The organism is Bacillus sp. FSL K6-2839, from assembly GCF_038003365.1.
Classification (GTDB): domain Bacteria; phylum Bacillota; class Bacilli; order Bacillales; family Bacillaceae; genus Bacillus.
Map to the genome: position 1 here is coordinate 248,283 of NZ_JBBOOZ010000002.1, position 23,161 is coordinate 271,443.

Here is a 23,161-nt window from a genome sequence, read left to right on the forward strand (position 1 = left end):
CTTTTTCTCTCGGAAAGATTACTAATTAGTTGCTTGGTGCAAACGTACGTTTAAAGCCTTCGATTGCTGTATTCCACTCTTCATCAGCAGGCATGTTTCCTGTTTGAGAGATGGTGTCAAACAAGTCTTTATGGTTTTCTTCAATGTACATGAATAACTCAGCTTCAAAACGTTTGACATCAGCAATCGCGACATCGTCTAAGTATCCTCTTGTAAGTGCATAAAGAATCGCTACTTGTTTTTCAACTTTAAGCGGTTTGTTCAAGTCTTGTTTTAAGACTTCAACTGTTCTAGCACCACGGTTTAATTTTGCTTGAGTCGCTTGGTCTAGATCAGATCCAAACTGAGCGAATGCTTCAAGCTCACGATAAGAAGCAAGATCCAGACGAAGTGTACCTGCTACCTTTTTCATCGCTTTGATTTGTGCAGAACCACCTACACGAGATACAGACAATCCTGCGTTTACTGCTGGACGTACGCCTGAGAAGAAGAGATCAGATTGTAAGAAAATCTGTCCATCTGTGATTGAAATAACGTTTGTTGGGATATATGCAGAGATATCGCCAGCTTGCGTTTCTACGAAAGGCAATGCTGTGATAGAACCGCCACCCTTTTCGTCACTAAGCTTCGCTGCACGCTCTAATAAACGAGAGTGAAGATAGAAAACATCACCAGGGAATGCCTCACGACCTGGAGGACGGCGAAGCAATAATGAAAGCTCACGGTAAGCTGCCGCTTGTTTAGAAAGGTCATCATATACAACAAGTACGTGCTTGCCGTTATACATGAATTCCTCACCCATCGTTACACCTGCATAAGGAGCAAGGTAAAGAAGCGGGGCTGGCTGTGATGCAGAAGCTGTGACTACGATTGTGTAATCAAGCGCACCATGCTTACGAAGTGTTTCAACAACACCACGAACCGTTGATTCTTTTTGTCCGATCGCTACATAAATACAGATCATGTCTTGATCTTTTTGGTTTAGGATCGTATCAATTGCAACAGATGTTTTACCTGTTTGACGGTCACCAATGATCAATTCACGCTGTCCGCGTCCGATTGGAATCAAGGCATCAATTGCTTTAATCCCTGTTTGAAGCGGCTCATGTACAGATTTACGATCCATAACGCCTGGTGCTTCACTTTCGATTGGACGAGTTTTGCTCGTTAAGATTGGACCTAGTCCATCAACAGGCTGACCAAGTGGGTTCACAATACGTCCGATTAATTCTTCACCTACTGGAACCTCCATGATACGACCTGTACGTTTTACATCGTCACCTTCACGGATATCTTTGTAAGGTCCTAAAATCACGATACCTACGTTAGACTCCTCAAGGTTTTGAGCCATACCCATTACACCATTAGAGAACTCAACCAGCTCTCCTGCCATAATGTTGTCAAGGCCATGTACACGCGCGATACCGTCCCCTACTTGAATGACTGTACCGACATCTTTTACTTCAATTTCAGATTGATAGTTTTGGATTTGCTGCTTTATCAGCGCGCTAATCTCTTCAGCTTTGATACTCACTAAGGTTTCACCCCTTCTAACGATTTTCGCCTGCAAGCTGACGTTCAATGCGGGAAAGCTTTCCGCTGACACTGCCGTCATAAATGCGGTTTCCGATACGGATTTTCACTCCGCCTATTAGATCCTTGTCAATCACATTTTCAACACGCAGTGATGTGACTCCGGCTTTTTTGGCAAATACTTCAGATAAAGATTGAATTTCAGCGCCGCTCAGCGGTTTCACTGAATACACGACCGCATCGTCTATTTGTTTCGTGCGGTTTGCAAGTTTCACAAACTCAGACGTCATTTCAGAGAAAATATTCGTGCGTCCGCGGTCAATCAATAAATACATTGTGTGCAATACATGTGTCGAAACACCTTTGAAAGCTTCTGCAATCAAATGTTTCTTTTTATCTGCCGTAATCTTTGGATGAACAAGAAAGTCATTCAATTCTTGGTCAGCCTTTAGAACTTTTTTGATCTCATTCAGCTCTTTTTCAGTTTCGTCTACTGCCGAAGAAGCAAGAACGATGTCAAAAAGAGCAGAAGCGTAACGCTTAGAGACAATAGTCACGCTCATCGGCTTTCGCCTGCCTCTTTAAGATACTCTTGAATCAATTTCTCTTGTGCTTGCTCATCAAGTTCTCTTTCAATCACTTTAGATGCAATGAGTACAGATAGTGATGCAACCTGCTCGCGCAGTGCAGCCACAGCTTGTTCTTTTTCTTTCACGATTTCAGTTCTAGCAGACTCTTTCAAGCGCTCTGACTCTTGACGTGCTGCTTGAATGATCTCTTCTTTTTGTTTCTCACCAATCTTTTTCGCATTTTCGATGAGTGTATGTGATTCTTCGCGTGCTTCTTTCAATAAGACACGTTGTTCTTCAAGAAGCTTTTCAGCTTGAACGTGCTTTTGTTCAGCACTTGAAATTTCATTTCCTATATAATCTTCACGCTGCTTCATAATACCTAATAAAGGTTTAAGCGCAAATTTCTTTAAAAGTGCAAGCAGGATGAGCATAGCGATAAGCTGGAATAACATATCCCCGGCGTTGAAACTTAAGCCACCTGCTCCTAAAACCACTGGTAACTGAGACATTTAGTACGGCAACTCCCTTCTTTAAATAATATGTTAAGAAACAAAACATAAAGGAATGGCGAAGTTTCGAACTAATCTGATCTTCGCCATTAAAATTCATATTAGAACGCTTCTCACATATTAACCAAAGAATGCCAAGAATGCGATAACGACAGCGATAATTGGAAGTGCCTCAACTAAAGCGACCCCGATGAACATAAGTGTTCTTAGTTCTCTACCAGCTTCTGGCTGACGAGCGATTCCTTCAACTGTTTTAGATACGATTAGACCGTTACCAATACCTGCTCCTAGTGCTCCCAAACCGATTGCAATTGCTGCTGCTATTAAATTCATTAAAAAGCTCCTCCTTTAAAATAACGTCCTTTTTGGACTCTCAATTTTTTAGTGTTCATCGCTGACTTTATGGGAAATGTACACCATTGTCAGCATGGTGAAGATAAATGCTTGGATTGTTCCGACAAACAAACTGAATGCCTGCCATACAATCATTGGCACGATGGCACCTAATGTACCAACGATACCAAGCGCAATGTTTTGCGTGTAGAAATTGGTCGCAAGTCCTGCAAGCAAACCAAGAAGAATCTCTCCAGCAAAAATGTTTCCATAAAGACGCAAACCAAGTGTTAGCGTGTTTGCAAATTCTTCAATAAGTTTCAATGGTACTAAAAGCGGAATTGGTCTAAAGTAGTCTTTCGTATATTCCTTGACTCCTTTTGCCTTGACACCGTAGTAATGTGTCAATCCCATGACCATAATCGCTAGTGTCATTGTGATTGCAGGGTCTGCTGTTGGTGATTTCCACCACAAGTTGTGATCGACCGTAATCGAGAATGGCAGTCCAAGCATGTTTGAAACAAATATGTACATGAGTAATGTAACGCCAAGCGCTAGAAATGGGGCTCCTGTTTTCATGTCCATCGAACTACCTATGATATTTCGAACAAAATCAACAATCCATTCCATAAAGTTCTGCGCCTTTGTCGGACGAATAGACAGAACACGAGTAGTCAGCACCGCTATGAGAAGAACGATGATACTAGCAATCGTAATCATGAGAACATTGGATAAGTTGAACGTTAACCCTAAAAATTCTGTAGTTTTTGAACTGTGACCCAAAGAGTATTCACCTCTCTTCCATAGTAGAACGTTTAAGTTGAATGAAGGAATCTATCATAATGACAGGATATATTGTCATTAATCCTATAACAACACCTGCCAGATGAACTTCATTAGGGTAACGCCAAGCAATCGCTACTGCGAGAATTGCGTTGGCCCACCTGGCTGTACTTCCCATTGAACGAATGGATTTTCCTTTTTTAACCGCTCGATCAAAAGCGTGCATTCTCCGTATAAGTAGGAATAAATTAAAGAAAGCAAAAATTGTGCCGATAATGAAACCAAGAAACAGTGGTTTAAAACCAGGCATGGCATAGCCAAACACAAAAATTGCCAATAGATAGAACATATATTTACTCTGTCTGCGGAAAATCGCGTTTGGATCGTTCATTCATCTGACTCCCGATGAAAAATATTGTAAAAAAGGTGATAATTGGTGATGAAAACTGCGTAGAAGACGCTTATGATAAGCAGTCCTGTTCGAAAAAAATCAATCACCCATCGGTCTAATTGCACAATCAGACTTGAAATCTAAAGATCTATGGGATGCTGCTTCATTCGCTGATACAAACCCTGATAATTAAAGGGTTCACAATGAGGATTAGTAGAGTGCTATAGGCTATGAAAACCTTACCATAATACCCTCGTTTAGCATACAATAGCGTCTATGATGTGTCAATCCGTTGAAAGTTAAAAAACTTTTCTATAGTGATAGAGCACACAAAATGTTCACAATTTCATCAAACTTTAGGAGACACGTGACATTCATTCAAAAAAACAGCTAATGTTCAGTATACATTGATTTTTCTAAGAACGATATCAATCGTTTGTCATATATTTCAAAAAGCCCACATGCACGTTTGCATGTGGGCTTTTATTAAAACATGTTATTTCGTTCCATACATACGGTCACCAGCATCACCAAGACCTGGGATAATGTAGCCTTTTTCGTTCAATTTCTCATCTAATGCTGCAATGTAGATATCAACATCAGGATGATGCTTTTGCATTTCTTCTACACCTTCAGGGGCAGCGATCAGACACATGAAGCGAATGTTTTTCGCCCCGCGTTTTTTCAAGCTGTTCAATGCTTCGACTGCTGAACCGCCAGTTGCAAGCATTGGATCTACTACGATAAATTCACGCTCTTCCACATCAGATGGAAGCTTCACATAATATTCAACAGGCTTTAATGTTTTCGGATCACGGTATAAACCGACATGTCCCACTTTAGCAGCTGGAATGAGTTTCAAAATCCCGTCCACCATTCCAAGACCTGCTCTTAAAATTGGCACAACACCGAGTTTCTTCCCTGAGATCACGTTTGATTTCGCTACTTGTACAGGTGTTTCTACATCTACCTCTTCAAGCGGTAAGTCTCTTGTGATTTCAAATGCCATTAATGTTGCGACTTCATCCACTAGCTCCCTAAATTCTTTTGTTCCTGTATGAACGTCACGAATATATGTAAGTTTGTGCTGAATAAGCGGGTGATCAAATACATAAACCTTTGCCATTGCTTGCTACAACTCCTTTTCTGTCATCTTCCGGTGAACTTTGCACACTTCCTACAATTCTACATAAAAAGACGTCATCTTTCAATATGATTCGCAAATCCTACAAAAAAACCCACATGCCAAAAATAGGCAAATGGGTCTGCTTTTTAATAATTTAATTCGTTATATAGAGGGAAGCGGGCTGTCAGATCAGATACTCGCTTTTTCGCTTCTTCTAATTTCGCTTCATTTTCATGATGTTTTAGAGCAAGCGCAATAATGGAACCGACTTCTTTCATCGCCTCTTGATCGAAACCGCGGCTTGTCACTGCTGCTGTACCAACACGTACACCACTTGTGACAAAAGGTTTTTCTGGATCATAAGGAATCGCATTTTTGTTCACTGTAATACCGATTTCATCAAGAACATTTTCTGCAATTTTTCCTGTGATGCCAAGAGAACGCAAGTCGATGAGAACAAGATGGTTATCCGTTCCACCAGATACAAGCTGAATATCTTCAGATAACAGGGTTTCAGCTAGCTGCTTTGCATTATCAATGACGTTTTGTGCATATGTTTTGAAATCTCCGTTCAATACTTCACCGAAAGAAACAGCTTTTGCAGAGATGACATGCATCAGTGGTCCACCTTGAATACCAGGGAAGATCGATTTGTCGATCTTTTTACCAAACTCTTCACGGCATAGAATCATTCCGCCGCGAGGTCCACGCAATGTTTTGTGAGTTGTCGTTGTCACAAAATCTGCATAAGGAACTGGATTTGGATGAAGACCTACTGCAACAAGACCTGCAATGTGAGCCATGTCGACCATAAAGTAAGCACCGACTTCATCCGCAATCTCACGGAACTTTTTGAAATCAATTTGACGTGGGTATGCACTTGCACCCGCAACAATTAGCTTCGGCTTATGTTCACGTGCTTTTTCAAGTACATCTTGATAGTCGATATGCTGCGTTTCTTTATCGACACCATATTCTACAAAGTTGTACTGTACACCACTAAAGTTAACAGGGCTTCCGTGCGTTAAATGCCCGCCATGTGATAAGTTCATGCCTAGCACTGTATCGCCATGCTCAAGAATGGTAAAGTATACGGCCATATTCGCTTGAGCACCTGAGTGAGGCTGTACGTTCACATACTCAGCGCCAAAAATTTCTTTTGCGCGGTCACGTGCGATATCTTCTACAACGTCTACATGTTCACAGCCGCCATAGTAGCGTTTACCAGGGTAGCCCTCTGCATATTTGTTTGTTAATACAGAGCCCTGTGCTTCCATGACTGCTTCGCTTACAAAGTTTTCTGATGCAATTAATTCGATTTTGTCCTGCTGGCGTTTCCGCTCTAGTTGAATTGCCTTGAATACTTGTGCGTCTTGCTCAGGTAAATGTTTCATCAGCGAAATCCTCTCCAATCTATTTCCATTCGATGTTTTCACCATCTCATTGTACACGGTTTTTGAGTGAAATGTAAAAGTTTTTTTGGAAAATCGCCTTCTTTTTTTGCGAAAAACCGAATATTCAAGCGGTGAATCGTCTTCATTATTCAACATTATATTAGAAATATATCTAAGCTATGATCTTGTATAAACCGCTCGTTCTCCGCCAATCAGCTTCGGACGCGTTTTCGCAAACGTCACATGTGCATGTCCTAATTGATGACGACTGAGGCGAACAGGTACAGCGACTCTCTTTAGATGCATCCCAATTAATGTGTCACCGATATCGATTCCAGCATGCGCCTCGATGGATTCAACTAACACAGGATGTTCCATGTGCTGATACGCATGAGCCGCCATCGAACCACCCGCCTTTCGGACAGGTACTGCCGCTACAATCTCTAGGTTAAGCCGGAAAGCCACTTCTTCTTCCACAACAAGAGCACGATTCAGATGCTCACAGCACTGGAAAGCGAGCTCAATGCCAGTCTCTCGTCTTAGCTGATCCAATTCTTGATAGATAGACGCAGCTATTTGCTCACTTCCTGCTGTCCCAATATGCTCACCAGCCACTTCTGATGTACTGCAGCCGATCACTAAGATTTGCCCAGCACGCAGTTCGACCATTTGATGAAACTCTTTTAACATTTCAAGCCAATCTTGACCAATGTTCATGTTAAGCGCTCCTTATAGGTGCTTTTCTTCGTAATCAGCGATTTTACCAATCCGCACAGCATGTCGTCCTGCCGTAAATTCTGTTGTCAACCAAATGTGCGCAATCTCACGTGCTAATCCAGGTCCAATGACTCGCTCTCCCATCGCAAGGACGTTTGTATCATTATGTTCTCTAGTCGCTTTCGCACTAAATGTATCATGCGCCAGCGCACAGCGAATTCCTTTCACTTTGTTTGCTGAGATGCTCATACCGATGCCTGTCCCGCAAATTAAAATGCCGCGGTCGACTTCTCCGTTTGCCACCATATTAGCTACAGGAAAAGCATAATCTGGGTAGTCTACAGAACCTGATCCACATTCACAACCCATATCAATGTATTCAATCTTCAATTCATCCATCAGTTGTTTGATTTCTTCACGAATATTCGTTCCGCCGTGATCGGATGCAATGGCTACTTTCATCGGGCAATTCCTCCTAAGGGTGAGTTGATCTGTCATGCCTTACATTTATTCTTTATTTACAGTTATATTTTAACCTCTGCCTAGTCATTTGCAAACAAAAGCAGAAAAACCGTTGACGCAACGGTTTTACAGGTTGTCCATTATGAGGATGTCTGATCTTTTTTCAATTTCTCAGCCAGTTGATAGAGCAATGCTTCAAGTTCATCACGTGTTTCCTGATAAACAGACAGACTTCCTCCAAACGGATCGGATACATCGCCTTCTGTTCCTGTCGCAAATTCCTTTAGAGTGAAGATCTTGTCTTTTGCATGCGCATATTGCTCCACAATCAACTGTTTATGCTGCATGGTCATGGTGAAGACGTAATCTGCTTCTCGCAGAAGATCCTCTGTCAGTTTTGATGAAGAGTGATTCAGTGGAATGCTTTTCTCAAATAATGCTTCGACCGCTTGAGGAGAAGCCTTCCCAGCATCTGAGGCAAAAATGCCCGCTGATTTAACAGTGACCTCTAAACCTTTATCATATGCAATTGAAGCAAAAAGGGCTTGAGCCATCGGACTTCTGCATGTATTTCCCGTACAAACAAATAAGATTTTCATCTTTCGCCCTCCTTTTCTTCTATTATATAGCATTTCATTCTACATGTTATGTAAGGAGACTGACTAGAGCGGAAATAATAATTTGATACCAAAGGCTAGTAAAATGATTCCGCCAAGCGCCCCGCTATATGATCCAACCCATGATCGAACCTGTTTACCGAGTAATAATCCAAGCCATGTGAGGATCATACTAAAAAAACCAAACAATAAAATGGTCATCCACACGTGAGAACCGTAAATTCCGAGACTTAAACCAACGGAAAAACTGTCTAAGCTGACACTTGTTGCAAAAAGAACGAGACCAGCCCCAACAGGTGCGATAAATGGTTTATCCTCTTTGCGAATAGACGCAACGATCATTTGCAGCCCGAGCACCAAAAGCAGCGCCCCGCCGATATAGGTGGCAAGGAGACCGAGCCAGCCTGATAGGAGCTGACCTGTCAGCATACCAAAAAGCGGCATAAACATATGAAATATCCCAATGACAAGTCCAATATAAATGATCTGGCGGAACCTCAGCTGAACCATCCCCATGCCAAGTCCAACCGAAAAAGCATCCATTCCCAGTGCAAAAGCCATGATGCTGAGCGTCAGCAATTCGCCAGCTAGTTCGTACATGTAAATCCCCCTTGGACACGCATTCTCCTTTAACCTATGTTTGTCCAAGAAGGGTTAGAACTATTTGAATGAAGAGAGAGTACGCCCTCCTGCCGCTTTTTGCAGACGGTTCATAATCGCTGAACCCACTCCCTGCTCTGAAAAAGCTTCTGAAATAATGACATCTACATCTGTCTCATCAAATTGTCTCAGTACACGATATAAGTTTGCCGCAATCGTTTCAGGTTTCCCTCTCCATCCACAGCTGAAAACAACATCTGCCACAAACAACGATTTCTTTTCTTCTGTTGTCAGCACGCCCACTTTTAGACCTTCTGCCTGGTATGTTTGAATGTGATGCTGCATCTCTTCATCACTTCCAGAAAAAAGATACATTTGAGCTTCAGGTGCATAGTGTGTGTATTTCATTCCTGGCGATACAGGCGCTTCGTCCTTTTTTGTCAGCCCCGGGTCGATACTGACCGCTCCAACTACCTCTTCTAAAGCTTCTTTTGTAATCCCGCCAGGCCTTAAGATCACTGGAATCTCGTCGACACAGGATACAACCGTTGACTCAACGCCAATTCCAGTTGAACCGCCATCGACAATCCCAGCGATTCTTCCATCGAGATCACTCGCTACATGGTCAGCTTGTGTCGGTGAAGGTTTGCCTGAACGGTTGGCACTTGGTGCGGCAATCGGCAGACCAGCTGCTCGGATGAGCTCAAGCGCAATCGGATGGTCAGGCATTCTCACACCGACCGTGGATAAACCTGCTGTGACCTGCTTTGATAAAGCACCCGGCTTACATGGAAGAACAATGGTTAAAGCGCCCGGCCAAAAGGCTTCCATCAGCGCCTTTGCTTTTTCACTTTCTATTTGCGCAAATTCGTGAAGCTGCTGAACCTCCGCAATGTGGACAATCAATGGATTATCACTTGGACGCCCTTTCGCTTCATATATTTTCATGACAGCTTCTGTCTCTTTCGCATTTGCCCCTAGTCCGTAAACAGTCTCAGTCGGAAAAGCGACCACTTCGTTTTGCTGCAATAACACAGCTGCCTGTTCAATTTGTGGATAGTATGTGGATAAACTCTTTTCTAAATCCACAGACCACCTTTTTGTATTTAACATCATACAAACTCCTTTTAAAAAAGATAAAACTGTTGATATATCTCAATTATCCTTTTGAAAGTATAAAAGATGATGATCAATAAAACAAGCGTTGTCCACAATTTGTGGATAACGCTTGTTTAACAGTGGATAAGTATGTGTATAAGTCCAGTATGTTGTGATTAACTTCCTTTTTTATGAAGAACCACAGCTTGTTCTTTCGCCAATATCTCTTTTGCATGTGCAGATACCCACATGCTTTCTGGAATGTCCTCTAATGGCGTGAAGCCCATCAATGCCAAAAAGTCATGTGAGGAGGAGTGGTTTGCGACGACATAAAAAGTATCCACACCTATTTTTCCTCCGAGCGTTTGAACACTTTGGAACAAAGACACGATGTGTCCCTGACCTAGTTTATCTGATATGACAAGGGACCGCAGCAAGCCCTCTTGTTCACTAAGCTGTTCAAGACCTAAACACCCCGCCAGCTGACCGTCCGCATCTTCCATGACAACAAATGTCGTACGCTCTGCAAGCGTGACGCCGCCTTTCGCTTGTCCCTTTTCAAGAAAAGCATTGATCGCTGGGGCATCTTCTTCTGTGGCTATTCTTAATTGATAATACATGCTTTCACCTCTTTTTGATCTCTTACTTCAACTCTATGAGGCAAAAACAGATTTATACCTTTTTTAGGAGAAAAGACTAGAGACCCATTCGAATAAAAAGAATTTCACTTCACCGGTCTCTTCTTTCTCTTCTTTCACCACTTCATTAACAGACTCATCTGTTTGCTGCGCTGTCACTTGGTTATCCTCATCCCCCTCTGGCGATGCGATGGCTTCTCCATTTGAAAAATCGATAAAGCAGAGCGGCGGGAATAACACACACCACCAATTGGCTCCATCCCCTTCTCCAAGTGTAATTAAAATGGCTTCATATTCCCCTGCAGGATAGACGAAATTCCCATATAGCTTTGTTGGAAATGAGGCTTTTTGAAAGCTGACTGAGACGGATTGATCAATGTGCTGTTCCTTCAATTTCGCTTTGGCAATACGATTGATTTCTGGCAGCTTGGTCCGAATTACACGTCTTGCTTCTTCAATGGACGTGAGGTCTTTAACCCACTCTGTCATATTGGCATTGACCTCGTCACGAATGCTTCTTTTCACATCCTGATCCGCTGAACGATCACTATTTGCTAAAATGCGTAAGCGGATCGCTTCGTCTGGTATTACAACAGGCTGATTTGCAGAAGCAGCCGCTGTCTCCTCCCTTCCAAGGTTTGCAAAAGCACCGCATAATAATAGAAACATATAAAGACAAATCATCATTTTACTTTTAAACATGATGTGTTCCCCCCACTTTTTCTCTTCGCTACAAACATTGTGTCCAGGAAACCCATCTCATAAACAGACAAAATGATTTTTTTAATAGATTATAAGTCAAATCAAAAAAAGCCGTCCCATTAAGAACGGCTTTGGAGTGAGGATTGGTAATCGGAAGGGTACAGTCTCCCATCCCAATCTCGGCTGATTTTTAACCCTGATTCTGTTTTGATGACAGTCATTGCTCCTTTTTTCTTGATTTCTTTTTTAACCTTTCCTTTTTGATCAATAAATTGAATCATCATTTCATAGTCAAATTCAATTCTGTCATCGCTTTCATCTGAAGGCGTAAACGTAATTTTCTTCAGCTTAATTTGACAATCTTGATCCTTTGCTGCTTCTAACACGCTCGGGAACATGCTGTCTTGTGTATATTCTTGATATTCATGCTCAGTTAAATAAAACTTCAGCTTCTCCTTCATGTCAGTTAGGTCATCTGTTCGATTCACTGTGTATTGTGCTTTTTTATAGCTTTCTCCAAATGCTGCTGCTTCTTTTTTAAAGCTCGGTTTACCACAAGCACTCACAATCAATAGTACACTGACGATGACCAACACCATCGCATACCTTCTGTTCACACCATTCGCTCCTTCAAAACAAATTTATGTAAAAAAATCATGATCAGAATGTTCATTCTTCTATATATACGTTTCTCTTTTACCATAAGTTTCATCTTTACATAATAAAATAGTCCGACTTTTTTCAGCCGGACTTTCCGTTTTGAATGTGTGCGCAAACAGCTCGGTCTTTCCCGTTTATGTCCTTGACGATGCGGACATCTGCCGCGGGAAATGACTGCAAGAGATGTGCTTTTACATCTTGCCCTTGCGTATGTCCAATTTCAAAGACAACGACCGCCTGCTCATGAAGTACACAGTGAAGATCACGAATGAGACGCTTGTAAAACCACAGACCATCACGTCCATCTGTCAGCGCATTCACTGGCTCATGCTTCGTAACCACCTCTGACAAACTGTCCATTTCTTCTGCTGCAATATAAGGTGGATTGGAAATAAACAGATCCACTTTGATGCCTTGATCCATGATAGGTTCGAGTAAGTCACCTTGTAAAAAATGGACGTCTGCACCAAGCGCTTGTTGATTCCGCTTTGCTACCGCAAGTGCTTCATGTGAAATATCCGTTGCTGTGACAGATAATGTTTCTTTTTCAAGAGCCAGCGTAATCGCAATTGCCCCGCTTCCTGTGCCAACGTCCACTGCTTTGAGCGGCTGATCGTGCGGGAAGACGTCACTCACCAGATTCAGCGCCGCCAAAACGACCTCTTCCGTTTCAGGACGAGGAATGAGAACATGTTTGTTCACCTCGAAGGGACGGCCGTAAAAGAATTCAATACCCGTTAGATGCTGAACAGGCACGCCTCTCTTATGCTGCGTGACAAACTCGCTGAACAACCGATCTTGCTCCTCTGGCAGCAGATCATGAAATCGTGCAAGAAGTTCACTTCTGCTTAGGCACATTACATGCATCAAAAGGAGCTCTGCTGCGTTTTGGTCTCTACCGGCTTCCGTTAACAAAGAAGAAGCCCATTTAAGGGCTTCAAAGATGGTTCGCTGATTATTTTGCATTTTGAAGCTTTCTTGCTTGGTCTTCCATAATTAATGCATCTATGACCTCGTCAAGTTTTCCTTCTAAAATTTGATCAAGCTTTTGAATCGTCAATCCGATGCGGTGGTCCGTTACACGGTTTTGCGGGAAATTGTACGTACGGATACGCTCTGAACGATCCCCTGTTCCAACAGCAGATTTACGCGTTTGATCATATTCAGCCTGTGCTTCACGCTGGAATTTATCATAAATTCTCGCACGCAACACTTTCATGGCTTTTTCTTTGTTTTTGATTTGCGACTTCTCATCCTGACAGGATACAACCACACCTGTTGGAAGGTGAGTTAATCGAACAGCAGACATGGTCGTATTGACACTTTGTCCGCCAGGTCCGCTTGATGTGAAAGTATCTACACGGATGTCTTTTTCATGGATATCAATTTCAACTTCTTCAGCCTCAGGCAAGACAGCAACTGTCGCTGTTGATGTATGAATCCGTCCGCCTGATTCTGTTTCCGGAACACGCTGCACGCGGTGTGCGCCGTTTTCAAACTTTAGTTTGGAGTATGCGCCTTTCCCGCTGATCATAAAGATAATCTCCTTATAACCGCCTGTGCCAGTGACACTCGCTTCCATCACTTCCGTTTTCCAGCCTTGCATTTCAGCATAACGGCTGTACATACGGTAAAGATTTCCAGCAAAAAGCGCGGCCTCTTCTCCTCCCGCTGCACCACGAACCTCCACAATAACGTTTTTGTTGTCATTTGGATCTTTCGGGATCAGCAAGATTTTCAGCTCGTCTTCTAAACGTTCCGTTTCCTCTGTGAGCTCTGAAATTTCTTCTTTGACCATGTCGCGCATCTCGGCATCCAGCTTCTCTTCCAGCATTGCTTTCGCTTCACTCAACTGGTCGTATGCCGCACGATATTGTCTATATACCTCAACAGTTTCTTGAATATCAGATTGTTCCTTCGAATATTCACGAAGCTTATTAGGGTCGTTCACCACTTCAGGATCACTTAAATATTCATTTAGCTTTTCATAGCGTTCTTCAATTGATTTTAAACGGTCTAACATGGTCTTCACCTCTGTTTTGTGCGTAACAGTCTAATTATAGTATAGCGGGGTATGACAGTCAAAAAAATTTCCAAAACAATTGATTTTCTGCAATTTTTCGCTAGAAAACACGATCTTTGGCGATTGGTTACTTGTTTTGTCTAACGTGAAGGAACAAGTCCTCCTTGAAGAGAATGGTACTTATAATTGAAAAAAGGGAGGGCATTTGGTTTGAATACAAATGAGGTTGCAAAAGAAATTGGTGTTTCTTCAAAAACGATTCAGCGTTGGGTTAAACAGCTCAACATCCCTGTCGCCCGGAATGAACTTGGACATTATGAATTTCATGAAGATATTGTACAGCTGCTCAAAGAAGTCAAACACCAAATGAGTGAAGGTGTGATCCTCCAAGACATTCGACTGCCAATCCACGAGGAAACCGTTCAACAGTTATCACCTGCTGCAGAAACTGATGCCTCCACAAAGCGGATTGAAGCATTAGAAAAGCAAGTGAAACAGCTCATTCAGCAGCAATTGCATGTCACTACTGATGTAGAAAATCGACTCCAAGAACTCGAACGGAAACTGGCTAAAAAAGCAGATGAAGGTGTATCCTACCAGCTGCTTCAGCACCGCAGAGAAATTGAAGATCTCACCACTAAACTTGAGCGTCTTGCCGCGAGCTTGAAACAACCCTCTCAAATAGAAGAAAAAAAGGAAATCACACACCCTGACATCAAAAAAAAGCGTGTGCTCTTCCCTCTGTTTCATTCATTTCGCTAAGAAAGGCTGCCTCAAGAGGCAGCCTTCTACTATATTATACGGTAAGCGCAATAATGATCGGTAATGTAATGAGTGACATGATGGCACTGATCACAAATGCGGATGCAGTTTCTGCCTCTTGTTTCTCAAATCGTGTGGCGATCATCGCTGCAACAGCTGAACCTGGGAAGGCAACAAGCAATACAGCTTTTGTAATTTCATCCGCCGAAAGACCCATAAGAATGGCGATAAGATACATAAGAAGCGGTTGTACAGCTACTTTTAATAGTGCAATACTAAATGCTGGTAAACTCAGTTTAATTTTTCGAATACCTACAGTGACACCGACTGCGAATAGTGCAACCCCTGATGTCACACTTCCGATTTCCTCTAACATTTCATGTCCGATTTCAGGAAGTTTAAATCCTAAAAGTACAAGAATGATACTTGCTAGCGGTGCAAGTGCAAGCGGCTCTGATAAACCGTGCAAAATCGCTTTTGTTGTCATTTTTAAGAAACTTTCGCCGTCTTTGGCTTTTCCTTTTGTTTTTTCACCGACAGTTGACACAATAATGGCAATTGGATCAAGCAATGCATTTACAACTATTCCGGTAATAGCAATCGGAATTGCAACTTCTTGAGCCCCAAATAAACTGCCCAAGACCGGAATCCCCATAAATGCAAAGGTCGGTTGTGCTGAGTTTAACGAGAAAACAGATGAATCTGTTAAATCATATTTAAAAGCAAATTTCGTAACTAAAAGGATAATGATATAAAAACCAACGATTCCGAAAATCAATGCAATGAAAAATGGAATTTGACTATAGAATTTATCTTTTGGTGTTGACAGAATGCTGGCGATAAAGTGCGCTGGCAAAGCATACTTTGTAACAAGTGTACTTACACCTTTTGCAGATTTAGCGTCATAGCTGCCGAAGTTCCCTGCGAACCAACCCAGCGCGATAACGAAAAAAATCGGTGCTAGGAGGATCAAAATATTTAAAAAGTCCATCTTACTATTCCTCCTTGAATCTTTTACATGTCTCTTATTTTATTTATTGCGGCATTGCTTAGATTACTCGAAACAATGCCGCGTTACACTTTTTATTATGCTCTTACAATTTTTTTATATTCAGGAATCCACATTGCATCTTTCACAGCTTGTTCGATGTTGTCAGGCGTTTTTCTTGCGACACCATCTTCAATAGCTGCTTTCGCTACTTCAACAGCCACATGGATTGACACTTCTTGCAATTTATCAATGCTTGGCAGTAGACCAGCACCTGGTTTCTCATGATCAACCATTTCAGCAATTGCATTCGCAGAAGCGACGAACATGGCTTTTGTGATGATTTTTGATTCTGTTACGATCGAACCAAGACCAAGTCCAGGGAAAACGAACGCATTGTTTGATTGTCCGATTTCATATTCGATTCCGTTATACTCAACGTTTTCGAACGGGCTTCCTGTCGCAATCAGTGCACGGCCGTCTGTCCATTTGAATAGATCCTCTGGCACTGCTTCAGCAAGTGGTGTTGGATTAGACATTGGCATGATCACTGGACGCTCTGTATGAGCTGCCATTTCTTTAATGATTTCTTCAGTGAATGCACCGCCTTGACCTGATGTACCGATAAGGATTGTTGGCTTCGCTTGGCGAACAGTTTCAGCAAATGAGATTTGTCCTTTTTCATCGCGTGCCCAGCCTTCTACTTCAGCAGAAGAACGAAGGTATGGTTTTTGGAAATCAAGCACTTCATCTTCAAATTGATCTGTTAGCAAACCTCTGTAGTCTAATGTCCAGAATGCATTGTTTGCTTCTTCTTCCGTTAGACCTTCAAGGACCATTGCGTCACGCACTTGATCTGCGATTCCGATACCAGCTGATCCAGCTCCGAAAATGACAACACGGTGATCTTTCAATTGAGTACCAGTTTTCTTGACAGCTGCAAGAACACCCGCTAAAGTAATGGCACCAGTACCTTGAATATCATCATTGAACGTTAAGATGTTATCATTGTATTTTTTCATGATGTTACGCGCATTTTTGTTTCCAAGGTCTTCCCAGTGAAGTAAGGCTTTCGGGAAGAATTTAAGCGCTGCTTTTACATAAGCATCAATGAATTCTTCGTATTTTTCACCTTGTACACGTTTGTGATGGTTTCCGATGTATAATGGATCATTCAATAATTTTTCATTGTTTGTGCCAACATCTAATACGACTGGAATCACGCGGCTTGGATCAATACCTGCTGCAGCCGTGTAAACAGCTAATTTACCGATTGCGATGTTGATACCACCAACACCCCAGTCACCAATTCCAAGAATGCTCTCAGAGTCAGTTGCAACGATAAGGTCAATATCTCCTGCTGTTGCATGTAAGTTTTCAAATGCTTTCTCAATGCCGTCAATGTTGTCGATTGAAAGATAGACACCATGAGGTCTTCTGTATTCATGGCTGTATTCTTGAATCGCTTCACCAACAGTTGGTGTGTACACAACAGGAAGCATTTCACGAAGCTTGTCTGTTAGAAGCTTATAGAACAATACTTCGTTACGGTTTTGCAAATCACTTAAGTATACGTTTTGACGAAGACGATCTGGCTGTGCCAGAAATTGCTTATACGCTCTCTCCGCTTGTTGTTCTAGAGTGAGAACAGTTGGAGGAAGTAAACCTTCTAGTCCAAGCTCTTGTCTTTCTTCTTCAGAGAAAGCAACGCCTTTGTTCAACGTTGGAATCGATAATACATCTTTACCTGTCAAAGTGGTTTCGAGGTACCCTTCTTTTGTTTTCTTCACGTTGTTCATCAAAAACTACCCTCTTTCTAAAATATAAATAAAGTGAACTATTAATTTAAAGAACGATTAAGGAGGAAAATCCTTAATCAAAAAAATTATGACAAGAAATCGAACTTTTCGTTAAAATGCTTTACACTACAGTTAGTCATTTTATGCCTGCTTATGCTAAAACGCAAGCGTTGAAAATTAGATAATTTTTTCGTAGCGTTATTTAATTTATTTAAGTACAAATGATGGGTGTTCAGCCAAAATCTCGAAAAACGAAACACAGCGGCATTTGCTATTTTTTTAATTGTCAAGTGTTGTACCAACGTCAAGTCTTGGTACTTCATGGTGATGTCTGCATCGTGCTTCGTATGATTCCTGCGCACCTACTAAAATAATAGGATCATCATAGGATGCGGGTTTACCGTCGATCAAGCGTTGTGTTCTACTCGCTGGGGAGCCGCATACCGAACAAACTGCTTGAAGTTTTGTTACAAGCTCTGCACATGCCATTAAATGCGGAACAACACCAAATGGCTCTCCTCTGAAATCTTGATCAAGGCCTGCAACAATGACTCGGTAACCTTTATCAGCCAATTGAGTGACAATGTCAATGATTGTCTCATCAAAAAATTGCACCTCATCAATGCCAATGACATCGGTTCTTTCTGATATGTGCGTTATTATGTCTTTTGGTGAGGCTACTGCAATCCCATCGACTGATGAACCGTTATGTGAGACAACTGAGCTTGTACTATATCGGTTATCAATCGCTGGTTTGAATATTTTTACTTCTTGTTTGGCAAAGGTGGCTCTTTTGGCTCTCCGAATCAATTCTTCCGACTTTCCAGAAAACATACTTCCGCAGATGACTTCAAGCCAACCGCTTTGTTTCATCACATACATAAGGTCTTCTCCCCCGTTTTAAAGTTCCATCAATCCACGTAAAAAAACAGGCAAGAACGGATTCCTGCCTGTTTATTGTATCTATTATTACTTAAGACCGTATTTTTTGTTAAAGCGGTCAACACGTCCATCAGCAGAAGCGAATTTTTGACGGCCTGTATAGAAAGGATGGCACTCAGAGCAAATCTCGATGCGTACCTCTTCTTTTACTGATCCAGTTTCAAACTCATTTCCACAAGCGCATTTGACTGTAGCTTTTTTGTAGTTAGGATGAATTCCTGTTTTCATCTACTGTCATCTCCTTCCGCCCTGAATCCAATTCGGAAACAGAGTTAATATCTCAGAATAAATTCTGAAACGCACATGATGAAATTATAACAGTGTGAGTCTATGATTGCAAATGTATTTTTTCAACAAGCTATCTTCTTGATGCAGACATGTTCGCTTGTTTCCATTCTTGCGTTAAAATATCGAAAAATTCTTGGTTTGTCTTTGTTTTTCTCATTTTGCGCATGAACTTCTCAGCAAAGTCAGGTGTATCTGACATCGATTTTCTCATCGCCCATAGACGGTCAAGATGCTCTTTTGGTACAAGCAGTTCTTCTTTTCTCGTACCAGAACGACGAATGTCGATCGCTGGGAAAATTCTTCTTTCTGCAAGAGAGCGGTCCAAATGGAGCTCCATGTTCCCCGTTCCTTTAAACTCCTCATAAATCACATCATCCATACGTGAACCCGTATCCACAAGCGCAGTGGCTAAAATCGTCAAGCTTCCGCCTTCTTCAATGTTACGCGCAGCACCAAAGAAGCGTTTTGGACGGTGGAAAGCCGCTGGATCAATACCGCCGGAAAGCGTTCGGCCGCTTGGCGGGATGACAAGGTTGTATGCACGAGCAAGCCTTGTGATGCTGTCCATTAAGATGATGACATCTTTCTTATGTTCAACAAGACGCATGGCACGCTCTAATACAAGCTCTGCTACTTTAATGTGGTTTTCCGGTACTTCGTCAAAGGTTGAACTAACAACATCCCCTGCAACAGAACGTTCGATATCTGTTACTTCCTCCGGGCGTTCGTCAATCAAAAGGACAATCAGCTCTGACTCTGGGTGATTTTCAGAAATGCTGTTGGCAATTTCTTTGAGCAATATGGTTTTCCCAGCCTTAGGCGGTGCAACAATTAAACCACGCTGCCCAAATCCAACTGGCGCCATCATATCCATAATTCTAGTAGACAGGTGATTAGGCTGTGTTTCAAGAATCATTTGACGATCAGGGAATAGCGGCGTGAGTGCAGGAAAGTGAACACGTTCCTTAGCTGATTCTGGGTCGTCCCCATTTACTGCTTCTACATGAAGGAGGCCATAGTAGCGTTCATTCTCTTTTGGAGGTCGTACCTTTCCAGACACCTTATCTCCGTTTCGCAAATCAAAGCGTCTGATTTGTGAAGCTGAAATATAAATGTCTTCAGAACTTGGAGAGTAGTTAATTGGTCTTAAGAAACCAAATCCCTCAGACTGAATAATTTCAAGAACCCCTTCCATAAATAAGAGATCCTCTTGCTCAGCGTTCGCCTTTAAGATGGCAAAAATTAATTCTTTTTTTGTTAGTTTGCTGTAATAAGAGATTTTGTATTTTTTTGCTAACTCATACAGCTCTTTTAATTTCATATTTTCCAAAGATGAAATCGAAACATCTTTCAATATGGACACCACACTTTTCTAGTCAATGTATTTCATTACAAATGCATGACCATTGTATTTGATTAGCTTTTAATTCCGTTTTGTTGGAATGACCTCGCTCTCATGGTAACGCTCCCACTCGTTTTATCGTAAAAGATAGGAACAATGTGAAATTGAGCTTTGTCAACATAGAGAAGGATAATGAGTATATCGTCATGATGCGGCAGTTTTAAACTTGTTGAAGCTTAAAAGAAGTAAATTCGCAGAAAATTTCGCAGCACTCTTTAGTTTTACCTCATTTGCAGAGAATATTCAACTTTAAAAAGAAAATGATATACATTTGACACCTATATGAAAAGCGGGTAATGAATACCCGCTTTCAGATTACGGACGAATGACAAGATTCGGTTTTTTCTTTAAGCTGTGTCTGCCGTCTACGAAACGAACTGTACCCGATTTCGCACGCATAACAACACTATGTGTTGTTCCAACAGAGCCTTTGAATTGAACACCTTTTAATAGCTCGCCGTCTGTTACACCAGTCGCTGCAAAAATGGCGTCGTCGCCCTTCACGAGGTCTTCCATTCTTAGGACTTTTCCAACATCCAGCCCCATTTTCTCACAGCGTCTCAGTTCTTCTTCACTTTGAGGAAGAAGCTTTCCGTGGATTTCACCACCAAGTGCCTTTAACGCAACAGCAGAAAGAACACCTTCTGGCGCTCCGCCTGAACCAAATAGAATATCAACACCTGTGTGATCAAATGCTGTATTAATAGCTCCTGCAACGTCACCATCATCGATCAGTTTAATTCTTGCTCCTGCTTCTCTCAGTTCAGCAATAATTTTCTCATGTCGATCTCTGTTTAAAATCGTTGCAACGACATCTTCAATATCTTTGTTTTTTGCTTTTGCCACAGCGCGAAGATTATCAATGACAGGCGCTTCGATGTCGATGCAGCCTACCGCTTCTGGACCTACTGCGATCTTATCCATGTACATATCAGGTGCATTCAGCAGGTTGCCATGATCTGCAACCGCAATAACAGCTAAGGCATTCCAGCCGCCGCTTGCCACAATATTTGTTCCTTCTAATGGATCAACAGCAACATCCACGCGGGGTCCGTATCCGTTCCCAAGCTTTTCCCCAATATAAAGCATTGGTGCTTCGTCCATTTCTCCCTCGCCAATGACCACTGTTCCTTTCATCGGAATGGTATCAAATACATCACGCATTGCACTTGTTGCAGCATCATCTGCTTCGTCTTTTAATCCTCTTCCCATCCAACGGGCAGATTTTAATGCGGCTGCTTCTGTCACCCGTACTAGTTCCATCGATAAACTTCTTTCCATTTTTGTCCAAATCTCCTCTCACAGTCAAAGCCTTACGAATTTTGAAGTTCTTCTATTTCTTGGTCATTCAGCTTTTCACGCCAGATGGTTGCACCCAAGCCTTCAAGCTTCTTCTCAAGCAAACTATATCCTCTGTCTATATGTTCAAGCCCTGTGATTTCGGTCACACCGTCTGCCATTAACCCTGCAACGACGAGACAAGCACCTGCACGAAGGTCACTTGCTTTGACCTTTGCTCCTTGAAGCTGCGTTTGCCCAGTTATAATGGCAGATCTACCTTCGACCTTCATGTTTGCACCCATTCGACGCAATTCGTCAATGTGCTTAAAGCGGGCTGAGTAGATCGTATCTGTGACCACACTCGTGCCTTTCGCCTTTGTTAACAGCGCCGTCATCGGCTGCTGAAGGTCAGTCGGAAAGCCCGGATACACAAGGGTTTTGATATCGACAGGCTTGAGTCCTTCGTTTCTGCCAACGATCAGCATCTGATCGTTGCTCGTTTCAATGGTGAACCCCATTTCTCTAAGTTTCGCCGTAATTGATTCTAAATGAGTTGGGATCACATTATCAAGAACAACTTCATCTCCCATCGCAGCACCAGCAATTAAAAATGTGCCTGCTTCTATGCGGTCAGGGATGATGGAATGCTTACAGCCATGAAGAGATTCTACACCTTCGATTCGAATCACATCAGTACCCGCACCTTTGATTTTGGCTCCCATGCTTGCAAGCAGTGTCGCTACATCAATAATTTCGGGTTCTTTTGCGGCATTTTCAATCACCGTTTTTCCTTCAGCCAGTACGGCTGCCAGCATGATATTGATGGTCGCACCTACACTGACAACATCAAGGTAAATACGAGCTCCGACTAATTTTTCAGCGCGCAAATAAATCGCACCCTGCTCGTTTGTCACCTCGGCACCAAGTGCTTCAAAGCCTTTGATATGCTGATCGATCGGCCTAGGTCCTAAGTGACATCCTCCTGGCAGTCCGATGACAGCCTGCTTGAACCTGCCGAGCATGGCTCCCATTAAATAATAGGATGCACGCAGTTTCTTCACCTTTCCATTAGGAAGCGGCATACTGATCATGGAAGAAGGATTGACGATCATTTCACCTTTTTCAAACGTAACCTTTCCGCCAATCTCTTCTAACAGATCTCGTAATGTGTCAATATCTGAAATATGCGGAAGGCCCTCAATGGTTACTGGAGAATCAGCGAGAATCGTGGCAGGAATCAGTGCCACTGCACTATTTTTCGCACCACTAATATGTACGGTCCCGCGCAAAGGGTCACCGCCGGCAATGTTTAACTTTTCCATATTTGTCTCCCTTCTTAAAGAAGATCACTGTTGGAGTTATACTGTTTGTGGATGTCGCGCTTTAAAAGGTCTTGTCCAAAATTTAGCCAATATCAAGAGAAAGAATACAGGTTAAACGAAATTTGTCGGAAGAAAAATAATCGAAGCTTTGCGAGGCTGTGATGTTCTCTTCTTTGCACAAAACATTTCTTAGCGTTTTTAAGGAAAACTGCGGCAAAC

At 42.2% G+C, this 23,161-nt stretch carries 26 protein-coding genes; 1 reads left to right on the forward strand and 25 read right to left on the reverse strand.

The window, feature by feature from the left end:
- Positions 1 to 25 precede the first annotated feature (25 nt).
- From atpA to prfA, 18 genes are all read right to left on the reverse strand, one after another.
- A complete protein-coding gene (gene atpA, locus MHH26_RS15345; RefSeq protein WP_034660286.1) occupies positions 26 to 1,534 on the reverse strand; it encodes a F0F1 ATP synthase subunit alpha in 1,509 nt (502 codons plus the stop codon).
- 16 nt (positions 1,535 to 1,550) lie between these two features.
- Entirely contained in the window at positions 1,551 to 2,096 is a 546-nt protein-coding gene (locus MHH26_RS15350) for a F0F1 ATP synthase subunit delta (RefSeq protein WP_034660287.1), read from the reverse strand.
- The gene (gene atpF, locus MHH26_RS15355) at positions 2,093 to 2,614 is read right to left on the reverse strand and encodes a F0F1 ATP synthase subunit B (protein WP_034660288.1); all 522 of its coding nucleotides are present in this window, start codon (positions 2,612 to 2,614) and stop codon (positions 2,093 to 2,095) included. The genes MHH26_RS15350 and atpF overlap by 4 nt, the downstream gene beginning before the upstream one ends.
- A gap of 120 nt (positions 2,615 to 2,734) precedes the next feature.
- Entirely contained in the window at positions 2,735 to 2,947 is a 213-nt protein-coding gene (atpE, locus tag MHH26_RS15360; protein ID WP_003214968.1) for a F0F1 ATP synthase subunit C, read from the reverse strand.
- Positions 2,948 to 2,995: 48 nt separating this feature from the next.
- A complete protein-coding gene (atpB, locus tag MHH26_RS15365; RefSeq protein ID WP_003215198.1) occupies positions 2,996 to 3,730 on the reverse strand; it encodes a F0F1 ATP synthase subunit A in 735 nt (244 codons plus the stop codon).
- A 7-nt stretch (positions 3,731 to 3,737) separates the two neighbouring features.
- Positions 3,738 to 4,121, reverse strand: coding sequence for an ATP synthase subunit I (locus MHH26_RS15370; RefSeq protein WP_024423731.1), 384 nt, complete (start codon positions 4,119 to 4,121; stop codon positions 3,738 to 3,740).
- A 496-nt stretch (positions 4,122 to 4,617) separates the two neighbouring features.
- Complete coding sequence (gene upp / locus MHH26_RS15375; RefSeq protein ID WP_003214553.1) at positions 4,618 to 5,247, reverse strand: uracil phosphoribosyltransferase; 630 nt, start codon at positions 5,245 to 5,247, stop codon at positions 4,618 to 4,620.
- A gap of 146 nt (positions 5,248 to 5,393) precedes the next feature.
- Positions 5,394 to 6,641 (reverse strand): serine hydroxymethyltransferase, encoded by a 1,248-nt coding sequence (gene glyA, locus MHH26_RS15380; RefSeq protein ID WP_340973971.1) that lies wholly within the window; start codon positions 6,639 to 6,641, stop codon positions 5,394 to 5,396.
- Between the two features lie 177 nt (positions 6,642 to 6,818).
- A complete protein-coding gene (locus MHH26_RS15385; RefSeq protein WP_058013477.1) occupies positions 6,819 to 7,358 on the reverse strand; it encodes a TIGR01440 family protein in 540 nt (179 codons plus the stop codon).
- A gap of 12 nt (positions 7,359 to 7,370) precedes the next feature.
- Positions 7,371 to 7,820, reverse strand: coding sequence for a ribose 5-phosphate isomerase B (gene rpiB, locus MHH26_RS15390; RefSeq protein ID WP_003214714.1), 450 nt, complete (start codon positions 7,818 to 7,820; stop codon positions 7,371 to 7,373).
- Between the two features lie 140 nt (positions 7,821 to 7,960).
- The gene (locus tag MHH26_RS15395; RefSeq protein ID WP_106038975.1) at positions 7,961 to 8,419 is read right to left on the reverse strand and encodes a low molecular weight protein arginine phosphatase; all 459 of its coding nucleotides are present in this window, start codon (positions 8,417 to 8,419) and stop codon (positions 7,961 to 7,963) included.
- Positions 8,420 to 8,482: 63 nt separating this feature from the next.
- Positions 8,483 to 9,037 (reverse strand): manganese efflux pump MntP, encoded by a 555-nt coding sequence (locus tag MHH26_RS15400; RefSeq protein WP_034660292.1) that lies wholly within the window; start codon positions 9,035 to 9,037, stop codon positions 8,483 to 8,485.
- 60 nt (positions 9,038 to 9,097) lie between these two features.
- The gene (locus MHH26_RS15405) at positions 9,098 to 10,150 is read right to left on the reverse strand and encodes an L-threonylcarbamoyladenylate synthase (RefSeq protein ID WP_340973972.1); all 1,053 of its coding nucleotides are present in this window, start codon (positions 10,148 to 10,150) and stop codon (positions 9,098 to 9,100) included.
- Between the two features lie 161 nt (positions 10,151 to 10,311).
- A complete protein-coding gene (locus MHH26_RS15410) occupies positions 10,312 to 10,755 on the reverse strand; it encodes a GNAT family N-acetyltransferase (protein ID WP_034660294.1) in 444 nt (147 codons plus the stop codon).
- Positions 10,756 to 10,818: 63 nt separating this feature from the next.
- Complete coding sequence (gene spoIIR, locus MHH26_RS15415; RefSeq protein ID WP_034660295.1) at positions 10,819 to 11,475, reverse strand: stage II sporulation protein R; 657 nt, start codon at positions 11,473 to 11,475, stop codon at positions 10,819 to 10,821.
- A 119-nt stretch (positions 11,476 to 11,594) separates the two neighbouring features.
- Positions 11,595 to 12,074, reverse strand: a complete 480-nt coding sequence (locus tag MHH26_RS15420; RefSeq protein ID WP_034660296.1) for a hypothetical protein — start codon at positions 12,072 to 12,074, stop codon at positions 11,595 to 11,597.
- A 142-nt stretch (positions 12,075 to 12,216) separates the two neighbouring features.
- A complete protein-coding gene (gene prmC / locus MHH26_RS15425; protein WP_340973975.1) occupies positions 12,217 to 13,101 on the reverse strand; it encodes a peptide chain release factor N(5)-glutamine methyltransferase in 885 nt (294 codons plus the stop codon).
- Positions 13,091 to 14,158, reverse strand: a complete 1,068-nt coding sequence (prfA, locus tag MHH26_RS15430; protein ID WP_340973976.1) for a peptide chain release factor 1 — start codon at positions 14,156 to 14,158, stop codon at positions 13,091 to 13,093. Before prfA ends, prmC begins: the two co-directional genes overlap by 11 nt.
- A gap of 210 nt (positions 14,159 to 14,368) precedes the next feature.
- On the opposite strand from prfA, the gene racA reads away from it, so the two are divergent.
- Positions 14,369 to 14,920: a chromosome-anchoring protein RacA gene (gene racA, locus MHH26_RS15435; protein ID WP_066031616.1), complete on the forward strand. Its 552-nt coding sequence runs from the start codon at positions 14,369 to 14,371 to the stop codon at positions 14,918 to 14,920.
- A gap of 34 nt (positions 14,921 to 14,954) precedes the next feature.
- On the opposite strand, the gene MHH26_RS15440 is transcribed toward racA, so the two are convergent.
- The 7 genes from MHH26_RS15440 to MHH26_RS15470 all read right to left on the reverse strand — a co-directional run bounded on the left by MHH26_RS15440 (position 14,955) and on the right by MHH26_RS15470 (position 22,942).
- A complete protein-coding gene (locus tag MHH26_RS15440; RefSeq protein WP_034666496.1) occupies positions 14,955 to 15,911 on the reverse strand; it encodes an AEC family transporter in 957 nt (318 codons plus the stop codon).
- Positions 15,912 to 16,006: 95 nt separating this feature from the next.
- Positions 16,007 to 17,707, reverse strand: a complete 1,701-nt coding sequence (malS, locus tag MHH26_RS15445) for an oxaloacetate-decarboxylating malate dehydrogenase (RefSeq protein ID WP_066031615.1) — start codon at positions 17,705 to 17,707, stop codon at positions 16,007 to 16,009.
- 279 nt (positions 17,708 to 17,986) lie between these two features.
- Positions 17,987 to 18,589: a thymidine kinase gene (locus MHH26_RS15450; protein WP_003214626.1), complete on the reverse strand. Its 603-nt coding sequence runs from the start codon at positions 18,587 to 18,589 to the stop codon at positions 17,987 to 17,989.
- Positions 18,590 to 18,676: 87 nt separating this feature from the next.
- On the reverse strand, positions 18,677 to 18,877 hold the full coding sequence (gene rpmE / locus MHH26_RS15455; protein WP_003215407.1) for a 50S ribosomal protein L31: 201 nt from the start codon (positions 18,875 to 18,877) through the stop codon (positions 18,677 to 18,679).
- 130 nt (positions 18,878 to 19,007) lie between these two features.
- The gene (rho, locus tag MHH26_RS15460) at positions 19,008 to 20,291 is read right to left on the reverse strand and encodes a transcription termination factor Rho (RefSeq protein ID WP_003215202.1); all 1,284 of its coding nucleotides are present in this window, start codon (positions 20,289 to 20,291) and stop codon (positions 19,008 to 19,010) included.
- Between the two features lie 363 nt (positions 20,292 to 20,654).
- Entirely contained in the window at positions 20,655 to 21,620 is a 966-nt protein-coding gene (gene glpX / locus MHH26_RS15465) for a class II fructose-bisphosphatase (RefSeq protein ID WP_012011567.1), read from the reverse strand.
- A 32-nt stretch (positions 21,621 to 21,652) separates the two neighbouring features.
- A complete protein-coding gene (locus tag MHH26_RS15470; protein WP_034660302.1) occupies positions 21,653 to 22,942 on the reverse strand; it encodes a UDP-N-acetylglucosamine 1-carboxyvinyltransferase in 1,290 nt (429 codons plus the stop codon).
- Between the last annotated feature and the right edge of the window lie 219 nt (positions 22,943 to 23,161).